The 9,272-nt window shown below is 43.8% G+C and carries 8 protein-coding genes; 7 read left to right on the plus strand and 1 reads right to left on the minus strand.

Going from position 1 to position 9,272, the window contains the following annotated elements; translation table 11 throughout:
- The first annotated feature begins 57 nt into the window (after nt 1-57).
- Nucleotides 58-1,728: an MFS transporter gene (locus VC188_RS09130; RefSeq protein ID WP_323483739.1), complete on the plus strand. Its 1,671-nt coding sequence runs from the start codon at nt 58-60 to the stop codon at nt 1,726-1,728.
- A 68-nt stretch (nt 1,729-1,796) separates the two neighbouring features.
- On the opposite strand, the gene VC188_RS09135 is transcribed toward VC188_RS09130, so the two are convergent.
- Nucleotides 1,797-2,672: a LysR family transcriptional regulator gene (locus VC188_RS09135; protein ID WP_323483740.1), complete on the minus strand. Its 876-nt coding sequence runs from the start codon at nt 2,670-2,672 to the stop codon at nt 1,797-1,799.
- A gap of 151 nt (nt 2,673-2,823) precedes the next feature.
- Between VC188_RS09135 and VC188_RS09140 the strand changes: the two genes are divergently transcribed.
- From VC188_RS09140 to VC188_RS09165, 6 genes are all read left to right on the plus strand, one after another.
- On the plus strand, nt 2,824-4,326 hold the full coding sequence (locus VC188_RS09140; RefSeq protein WP_323483741.1) for a CoA-acylating methylmalonate-semialdehyde dehydrogenase: 1,503 nt from the start codon (nt 2,824-2,826) through the stop codon (nt 4,324-4,326).
- Nucleotides 4,327-4,335: 9 nt separating this feature from the next.
- Nucleotides 4,336-5,112 (plus strand): enoyl-CoA hydratase, encoded by a 777-nt coding sequence (locus VC188_RS09145; protein WP_323483742.1) that lies wholly within the window; start codon nt 4,336-4,338, stop codon nt 5,110-5,112.
- A 17-nt stretch (nt 5,113-5,129) separates the two neighbouring features.
- A complete protein-coding gene (gene mmsB, locus VC188_RS09150; RefSeq protein ID WP_323483743.1) occupies nt 5,130-6,026 on the plus strand; it encodes a 3-hydroxyisobutyrate dehydrogenase in 897 nt (298 codons plus the stop codon).
- Between the two features lie 21 nt (nt 6,027-6,047).
- Nucleotides 6,048-7,100: an enoyl-CoA hydratase/isomerase family protein gene (locus VC188_RS09155; protein ID WP_323483744.1), complete on the plus strand. Its 1,053-nt coding sequence runs from the start codon at nt 6,048-6,050 to the stop codon at nt 7,098-7,100.
- 19 nt (nt 7,101-7,119) lie between these two features.
- Nucleotides 7,120-8,271, plus strand: coding sequence for an acyl-CoA dehydrogenase family protein (locus VC188_RS09160; RefSeq protein WP_323483745.1), 1,152 nt, complete (start codon nt 7,120-7,122; stop codon nt 8,269-8,271).
- Between the two features lie 262 nt (nt 8,272-8,533).
- On the plus strand, nt 8,534-9,106 hold the full coding sequence (locus VC188_RS09165; protein WP_323483746.1) for a phasin family protein: 573 nt from the start codon (nt 8,534-8,536) through the stop codon (nt 9,104-9,106).
- Nucleotides 9,107-9,272: the final 166 nt, after the last annotated feature.

Raw genomic sequence — 9,272 nt, forward strand, 5'->3', positions numbered from 1 at the left:
AAATTGAATAGATAATCTATGGGTTGTTTTATTTACATAAATAGTTAGGAGCTACTGATGTCAACATCCATTAAAGCGGCCCCAATGACCGCTGAAGAGCGCAAAGTTATTCTTGCTTCCTCTTTGGGTACGGTTTTTGAGTGGTACGATTTTTTCCTTTACGGTTCACTTGCAGCAATTATTGCTAAGCAGTTTTTCTCTGGCCTTGATGCTGGCTCCGCGTTTATTTTCGCTTTGTTAGCGTTTGCCGCTGGTTTCATCGTGCGACCATTTGGTGCGTTGGTGTTTGGTCGCTTAGGCGATTTGATTGGTCGTAAATATACCTTCTTGGTTACGATTCTCATTATGGGTGGAGCAACCTTTATTGTTGGTTGTTTGCCGAACTATGCATCGATCGGCGTTGCTGCTCCAGTGATCTTAATTTCTTTGCGTATGCTGCAAGGTTTGGCTTTGGGTGGTGAGTATGGCGGCGCTGCTACTTATGTTGCCGAGCATGCTCCTCATGGCAAGCGCGGTGCATACACCTCCTGGATTCAGACAACCGCTACTCTTGGCTTGTTCTTATCCTTACTGGTGATTTTGTTCACACGTGAATTTACGGGTCCAGACTTTGATGTTTGGGGTTGGCGTGTCCCATTTTTGCTATCCATCATCTTGTTAGCGGTTTCCGTTTACATACGTTTATCCATGAGTGAGTCACCAGCATTTAAGAAGATGAAAGAAGAAGGCAAGCTGTCTAAAGCACCTTTGACAGAGTCATTTGCTCAATGGAAAAACCTGAAGGTGGTACTCTTGGCCTTGTTTGGTCTGGTTGCTGGTCAAGCGGTTATTTGGTATACCGGTCAGTTCTACGCTTTGTTCTACCTCACACAGGTGTTGAAAGTAGATCCTAAAACTGCGAACTTGTTGATTGCTGGTTCATTGGTTATCGGTACACCATTTTTCGTGATCTTCGGCAGCTTGTCAGACAAAATTGGTCGTAAAGTTGTCATTTTGGGTGGATTATTACTCGCCGTCATTTTGTATATCCCGAACACACCAGTTTCCTTGTTTAATGGTTTAACCCACTTTGCTAATCCAGCATTAGAAAAGGCCATGGCAACCGCACCAGCAACGATTACTGCTGATGTGAATGAATGTACTTTCCAGTTCAACCCAACTGGTACAGCGAAGTTCACCAGCTCTTGTGATATTGCAAAACAAGTGATGGCTTCGAACTCTGCAAGCTACACTACCGTTCCAGCTCCCGCTGGATCGGTTGCTGTTGTGAAAATTGGCGATACAGAGATTGCTGGCTATACCTCTAAAGGAATTGATCCAGCTGAAGCCAAAGCAAAGGATGCCGAGTTTAAGAAGGCGATTCGTGATGCGTTGAATGCTGCGGGCTATCCAACTAAAGCCGATCCAGCACAAATGAATTATGTGATGCTGCTTATTTTGTTGAGTATCTTGGTGATCTTGGCGACTATTAGTTACGGCCCAATTGCTGCGATGTTGGTTGAGATGTTCCCAACCCGCATTCGTTACACCTCAATGTCTTTGCCATATCACATTGGTAACGGTTGGTTCGGTGGCTTATTGCCAACGATCTCGTTTGCCTTGGTAGCGCAAAACGGTAACATTTACTATGGTCTCTGGTACCCAATCATCATCGCTGCGGTGACATTGGTGATCGGTACGCTATTTGTTAAAGAAACCAAAGACGTGGATATCTACGCACGTGACTAAGAAGATTGACTAAGATTCTTTAGTCTGCAACAAATCAGAAACCCGATCAGAAATGGTCGGGTTTTTGTTTATACCCCAGCTTCTTTTTTAAGGCTATCCCAAACTAGATTCATGCGCTCAATCTTTTTATATTCATTGGGCATGATCATCCAAAAACTGCGAATAATTTGAATTTCGTGGGGAAGGATTGGTTTTAAATTAGAGTCATTATTTACCATGAAGCTAGGAAGGACTGCAACACCCAATCCAGAGCGAGCAGCTTCAAGTTGGGACTGAATACTGGTGCTTCGAAATGAAATTTGTTTTGGTTTACAAATTTCATCGAGATAGCTCAGCTCTTTACTGAAGAGTAGGTCGTCGACATAGCTAATAAATGTTTGTTTATCTAAATCACTTCTACTAGAGATTTCAGGGTTAGTCAGCAGGTAATCGGGGGATGCGTACAACTGCAGCTGATAGTCCCTTAGTTTGGTAACTAGATAAGGTCCTCGCGTTGGCCGTTGCAGTGCAATGGCAATATCAGCCTCACGTCGGGATAAATTCACGATACGTGGAAGTGATAGGAGATCAATAGAAAGACGAGGAAATTTTTTGCCAAGCTTGTGTAGGATGGGGCCAATAACATAGCTGCCAAATCCTTCAGTGGCTCCAACACGGACCGTTCCACTGACTTCGGTATTCTCAGAGGAGATGTTTTTATTAATCCCCGTGATTTGCCCTTCTACCTTGTGAGCAATTTCCTGAAGTTGTAAACCGGCTTCGGTTAATTCAAAGCCTGCATTACTGCGGTTAAAGAGTTGGACGCCTAAATCTCGCTCCAAGGCCTGAATTCGCCGTGAAACAGTGGTGTGGTTTACCCCTAAAGACCTAGCAGCAACGACTAGTTTGCCATCCTTGGCTAAGGCCAAAAAGTACTGTAAGTGATCCCAATTCATTGAATTCATGGGAAATTATTCCGTTTCTCAGTGAATATTGATGTGCATTATTGCAGATTGAAGTTGCAAAATATAGTGTTGTTAATACATTTTTATGCATATATCCTTTATCTCACTTATAAAAGCGTGTACTTTCAACTATTACTCAAAGGAAATCCTTATGACAACCACTCCTCCCAATATCCCTTTATTTATTGATGGCAAGTTAGTCCAGTCAAAAACAACGGAATGGCGAGATATTGTCAATCCAGCAACGCAAGAAGTGTTAGCTCGCGTACCTTTTGCAACAGCCGATGAAGTCAATGCAGCTGTCGCTAGCGCACATAAAGCGTTTGCTACCTGGAAGAAGACCTCAATCGGTGCGAGAGCCCGCATTTTTTTAAAGTATCAGCAGCTCATTCGCGAAAATATGAAAGAGTTAGCCGCTATTTTGACGGCCGAACAAGGAAAAACATTGGCTGATGCCGAGGGAGATGTTTTCCGTGGCCTAGAGGTAGTTGAGCATGCTGCTGCAATTGGTAATCTGCAATTGGGTGATTTTGCCAATAACGTTGCTGGAGGTGTAGATACATATAGCCTCTTACAGCCGATCGGAGTTTGTGCCGGTATTACGCCATTTAATTTCCCAGCCATGATTCCTTTGTGGATGTTTCCAATGGCCATTGTGACGGGTAATTCTTTTGTGTTGAAGCCTTCAGAGCAGGATCCAATGGTGACGATGCGTTTAGTCGAATTAGCAGCAGAGGCAGGTATTCCTGCGGGCGTTCTCAACGTAATTCATGGTGGTGAATCTGTTGTAAACGGAATCTGTGATCATCCTGATATCAAGGCTGTTTCCTTTGTGGGCTCAACCCGTGTAGGTACTCATGTCTATAACCGTGCCACCTTGAGTGGTAAGCGAGTTCAGTGCATGATGGGTGCAAAGAATCACGCCATCATCATGCCAGATGCTAACAAGGAGCAGACCTTAAATAGCTTGCTCGGTGCTTCATTCGGAGCTGCTGGTCAGCGTTGTATGGCTATCTCTGTAGCCATCATGGTTGGCGATGCCAAAAATTGGGTTGCTGATTTGGTAGAAAAATCTAAAACTTTAAAAGTACATGCTGGTGTTGAGCCAGGCACAGACGTGGGGCCGTTAGTTTCACAAGCCGCTTATAACCGTGTAAGTGGCTTAATTGATAAAGGTGTTGCTGAAGCGAAGCTGGAACTAGATGGCAGATCAGTCAAAGTGGCTGGCTATGAGAATGGAAATTTTGTTGGACCTACTATTTTTTCTGATGTGAAGCCTGGCATGACTATTTATGATCAAGAGATTTTTGGTCCAGTACTATGCCTGAGCTTTGCAAAAGATATTGATGAAGCTATCGCTATGATTAACCAGAATCCAAATGGCAATGGCACAGCAATCTTTACCCAGTCCGGCGCGACTGCTCGTAAATTCCAGGAAGAAATCGATGTTGGACAAGTGGGCATTAACGTTCCCATTCCAGTCCCTGTCCCAATGTTCTCTTTCACTGGTTCACGTGCCTCAAAGTTAGGCGACTTGGGTCCATATGGTAAACAGGTCATTGCTTTCTATACCCAAACAAAAACAGTTACCGCCCGTTGGTTTGATGACAGCACTGCTTCTGCAGGTGTAAATACAACCATTAGCTTGAAGTAAGGCATTGATATGACATATGAAAATATTATCGTTAGCATCCATGGCAAAGTGGCGCTCATTACACTTAATCGCCCCAAGGCACTGAATGCGCTTAGCCCTGATCTCACCAGAGAGTTGGGAGATGCCTTAGATGCCATTGAGAATAATCCTAAGATTGCTGCAGTGGTATTGACGGGAAGTGAAAAAGCGTTTGCAGCTGGAGCAGATATTAAGGTCATGAAAGATTGGACTTATATGGACGTTTACAAGTCTGACTTTATTACCGCTACTTGGGAAAGAATCACTAATTTTCGTAAGCCAACGATTGCAGCAGTGGCTGGATATGCGCTTGGTGGCGGTTGCGAGCTAGCAATGATGTGTGATTTTATTATTGCTGCTGACAATGCCAAGTTTGGCCAGCCTGAAATTACTATTGGCACCATTCCCGGTGCTGGCGGTACACAACGTTTAACCCGTGTGGTTGGCAAATCTAAAGCGATGGAGATGGTTCTAACAGGTCGCATGATGGATGCTGTAGAGGCAGAGAGAGCGGGCTTAGTCACTCGCATCGTGCCAGCAGATCAATTGGTGGCTGATGCATTAAAGACGGCTGAAAAGATTGCCTCAATGTCACTTCCAATCGCCATGATGGCTAAAGATGCTGTCAATAGAGCGTATGAAGTATCGCTGAATGAAGGCATTCATTTTGAGAGACGCTTATTTCACTCAACGTTTGCTACCGAAGACCAAAAAGAAGGTATGAATGCGTTTTCTGAAAAACGTCCTCCAGTATTCAAAGATAAATAAATAGTAAAAGGTCAAATATGAAATTAGGATTTATTGGCTTAGGTAATATGGGTGCTCCAATGGCGCGCAATCTGCTGAAGGCTGGCCATGACTTGGTTGTTTTTGATGTGGTTCAGGGTAATGTGGATGCATTAGTGCAGCATGGTCAAGATCGTGCCACAGCTGCTGCAACTCCAGCAGCTGTTTTAGCTGGCGGTGTAGATGCGGTTATCACTATGCTTCCAGCAGCGCAGCATGTGAAATCTGTCTACCTGGGTAACGACGGACTTCTCTCTGCAAACGTCAAGGGAGTCGTATTGATTGATTCTTCAACCATTGACCCAATGTCTGCACGTGAAGTAGCAAAGGTAGCAGGTGATAAAGGTGCATTGATGTTGGATGCCCCAGTATCCGGTGGTACTGGTGGCGCTGAGGCCGGCACTCTCACCTTTATGGTTGGTGGTGAGGAGCCGATCTTTAATCAAATGAAACCTCTGCTCCAAGCTATGGGTAAGAATATTGTGTACTGTGGCGGCGCTGGTAATGGTCAAGTTGCTAAAGTAGCTAACAATATGCTCTTAGGTATCTCTATGATAGGCACTGCTGAGGCTATGGCGCTTGGTGTTTCCTTAGGTATGGACCCAAAAGTATTGGCCGGAATTATTAATACCTCTAGTGGGCGTTGCTGGAGTTCAGACACTTACAACCCTTATCCAGGTGTATTAGAGAATGTCCCGTCCTCAAGGGGTTATACCGGTGGCTTTGGTTCTGACCTCATGCTCAAAGATCTTGGCTTGGCTACCGAGGCTGCGAAGCTTTCTAAGCAGCCTGTGCCTCTTGGAAGTTTGGCTCAGCAGATCTACCAAACATTTAGCATGCAGGGTCATGGTGGCTTAGACTTTTCCGCCATTATTAAAATGTTTACTAAGAAATAAGCTTTACTCGAGAGATATCTGATGAGCGATGAAATTCTTTTTCAGAAAAAAAATGGTTTAGGCCTGATTACCCTAAACCGTCCAAAAGCCTTAAATGCATTGAGTTATCCCATGATTCAATTGATGTATAAGGCTCTGAAAGATTGGGAAAAGGATTCCGAAGTTCTGGCGGTATTGGTGAGGGGTGAAGGTGAGAAAGCCTTTTGTGCTGGCGGCGATATTCGTAGTCTTTATGAAAGTATTACCTCAGGAAGCGATGAACACACTCACTTTTTTAAAGACGAATATGCTCTAAATGAATATATCTATAGCTATCCAAAACCTTACATCGCATTAATGAATGGTTATGTTATGGGTGGTGGCATGGGGATCTCCCAGGGCGCTAGCTTTAGAGTGCTCACGGAGCGCTCTAAAATTTCGATGCCAGAAGTGGCAATTGGATTCTTTCCAGATGTGGGTGGTAGCCATTTCCTATCAAAGTGTCCAGGTAGTCTAGGCGATTACTTGGCGCTTACAGGCGTAACCTTGAATGGTGAAGATGCTCTGTATGCCAATCTAGGGGACTGGATATTGGCTTCTGAGCATATCAATGCATTTTTGGAAAAATTAGAAACACTTAGTAGCAATGGTTCTGCCGCAGAACAAGTCAAAAAAATTCTGCTGGACTTAGGCGCCCGTAATGCACCTATTAACCCACCTTTAGCAGAGAGACGTCAAGTGATTGACACTATTTTTTCCCTAAATAGTGTTGTTGATATTATTGCAGGACTCGATCGTGCAGCAGTAGATGGCCCGGCATGGATTCGCGAGACTGCAGCGCTCATGAAACAGCGTTCTCCTTTAGCGATGGTTGGTGCTCGCGAAACAATTCATAGGGGTAGGAAGCTCACGATTTCAGAGTGCTTTGCTATGGAGCTTGCGCTAGGTGCCAGATGGATTGAAGTGGGTGATTTTATCGAAGGCATTCGAGCATTGATTATTGATAAAGATAATTCACCTCAATGGGCTTACACATTACCTGAGTTAACTGAGCAAAAGATACAAAGCTTGTTCCCATCGCTACCAAAGATTTAATCATTACAAGGATCTATTCATGTCATTTCTCGAGCTAACTGAAGAACAAGTCATGGTTCAAGATATGGCAAAAGATTTTGCCAAGAATGAGCTTGCGCCTAATGGAGAGCGCTGGGATCATGAGGGTTGGATTGATGATGCTGTTATCGCGCAAATGGGCGAGCTTGGGCTCATGGGCATGGTAGTTCCAGAGGAGTGGGGTGGAGCTAACGTGGACTATGTTTCTTACGCGCTTGCTGTGGAAGAAATCTCTGCAGGTGATGGGGCGGTTGGCGCCATTATGAGTATTCATAATTCTGTTGGCTGCGGCCCTATATTAAATTACGGTTCTGAAGAACAGAAAAAGACCTGGTTGGGTGAGTTAGCATCAGGCCGAGCTATTGGTTGCTTTTGCTTAACTGAACCCCAGGCTGGTTCTGAAGCAAATAATCTAAGAACAAAAGCAGTTCTTAAAGATGGTTCTTGGACGTTAAATGGCTCAAAGCAATTTGTGAGTAATGGCAAGAGAGCTAAATTAGCGATTGTGTTTGCTGTTACCGATCCAGAGTTAGGAAAAAAGGGGATATCAGCCTTCTTGGTGCCGACAGATACTCCAGGATTTATTGTGAACCGTGTAGAGAAAAAGTTAGGAATACGCGGCTCAGATACCTGTGCGATCACATTGGATAATTGCGTTATTACTGAAGGGAATTTACTTGGCCCGAGAGGTAAAGGTCTCGCTATTGCATTATCTAATCTTGAGGGTGGTCGTATTGGCATCGCTGCACAAGCTTTGGGAATCGCCAGAGCAGCATTTGAGTCCGCTTTGAAATATTCAAAGGAGCGAATTCAGTTTGGGGTGCCATTAATCGACCATCAAAGTGTTGCTAATTTTTTGGCAGATATGCAAACGCAAATTAATGCTGCGCGTTTATTAATACTGCAGGCTGCGAGCATGAAAGAGCGAGGGTTGCCTTGTTTATCTGAGGCATCACAAGCGAAGTTATACGCATCGGAGATGTCCGAATCTGTATGCTCAAAAGCAATTCAGATATACGGTGGATATGGATACCTTGAGGACTATCCGGTTGAGCGTTATTACCGCGATGCCCGCATTACTCAGATTTATGAGGGCACCAGTGAAGTGCAAAGATTGGTTATTGCACGTACTCTAAAAGAGCTAGATTTGTAATATTGCCCATCATGGCTCCTAATGCGGGGTTTATCAGGCAGCAAATAGCTAAGAAACGAGGGTTCAGGTAAAGCTCTTAGTATCAATTTTTGATACTACTAATCATAATATCTTGGGAATAAACCCCCATTTAAACGCTTGAAATCAAGGTTTCTCAAATATATGTTGCTTTGCAACAAAAATACCTTGCATTTATAAAATAGCAAACTTAAAATGGTGCATTGCAATAAATTCAACCCATTAAACAAAGTAAGGATTAATCATGTTTCAAACTCAATTAAACGACCAACTCGCTTCTGCACAAGCTAAAGCAATCGAAACTGCTAAACATTTGGCACAAGTTGCTGTTGAGAGCGCTCAAGAATTAGCTGAAATCAACCAAGCTGCCGCTAAAGATGCTTTAGTTGCTGCTCAAGATACAAGCTCACAATTGTTGGCAATCAAGGACCCACAACAATTGGCTAAATTAGCTCAGCCAGAAGCTGCTCAAGAAGCTGCTAAATATGCTGCTGCATACCAAGCTAAAGTAAACCAAGTAGTTCGCAACGGTAACAAAGAAGTTGCTCAAGTAGTTGACGCTTCTATCAATGACGCACGTGCGGATTTGGTTAAGTTTGTTAAAGAAGCTACTAAGACAGCTCCTGCTGGTTCTGAAGCTTTTGTTTCTGCATTCAAAACTGCATTTGATTCTTCACTCCAACAGTTTGACCAAGTTCGCGCATCTGCAACTGACGCATTTGCTAACTTTGAGAAGAGTGTTGATGCTGCTTTGGCAAACATTCAAGGTCAATACGCTGTTGCTAAGCCAGCTGCTAAAAGCCGTAAAGTTGCTTAATTAACTGAATAGTTAATTTTGTCGTTAAAAAAGCCACCTTCTGAACTGACCCCCAAAAGTTGGACGCTATGTCCAACCAAGGGGGTTTTGTTTTATGAGCAAGTACAGCAAGCAGTTCAAGCTAAAGGTAGTTAAAGAGTTTCTAAAGTCAGGCGGTCTTAAGCGG

This window comes from Polynucleobacter sp. MG-28-Ekke-A2 (assembly GCF_035012985.1).
In the GTDB taxonomy this organism is placed as follows: Bacteria; Pseudomonadota; Gammaproteobacteria; order Burkholderiales; family Burkholderiaceae; genus Polynucleobacter.

Excerpts from the sequence above, each read along its gene's own strand:
- VC188_RS09165 (WP_323483746.1), top strand. The coding sequence starts at position 8,534 with ATGTTTCAAACTCAATTAAACGACCAACTCGCTTCTGCACAAGCTAAA.
- mmsB (WP_323483743.1), top strand. The coding sequence starts at position 5,130 with ATGAAATTAGGATTTATTGGCTTAGGTAATATGGGTGCTCCAATGGCG.
- VC188_RS09155 (WP_323483744.1), top strand. The coding sequence starts at position 6,048 with ATGAGCGATGAAATTCTTTTTCAGAAAAAAAATGGTTTAGGCCTGATT.
- VC188_RS09145 (WP_323483742.1), top strand. The coding sequence starts at position 4,336 with ATGACATATGAAAATATTATCGTTAGCATCCATGGCAAAGTGGCGCTC.
- VC188_RS09130 (WP_323483739.1), top strand. The coding sequence starts at position 58 with ATGTCAACATCCATTAAAGCGGCCCCAATGACCGCTGAAGAGCGCAAA.
- VC188_RS09135 (WP_323483740.1), bottom strand. The coding sequence starts at position 2,672 with ATGAATTCAATGAATTGGGATCACTTACAGTACTTTTTGGCCTTAGCC.
- VC188_RS09160 (WP_323483745.1), top strand. The coding sequence starts at position 7,120 with ATGTCATTTCTCGAGCTAACTGAAGAACAAGTCATGGTTCAAGATATG.
- VC188_RS09140 (WP_323483741.1), top strand. The coding sequence starts at position 2,824 with ATGACAACCACTCCTCCCAATATCCCTTTATTTATTGATGGCAAGTTA.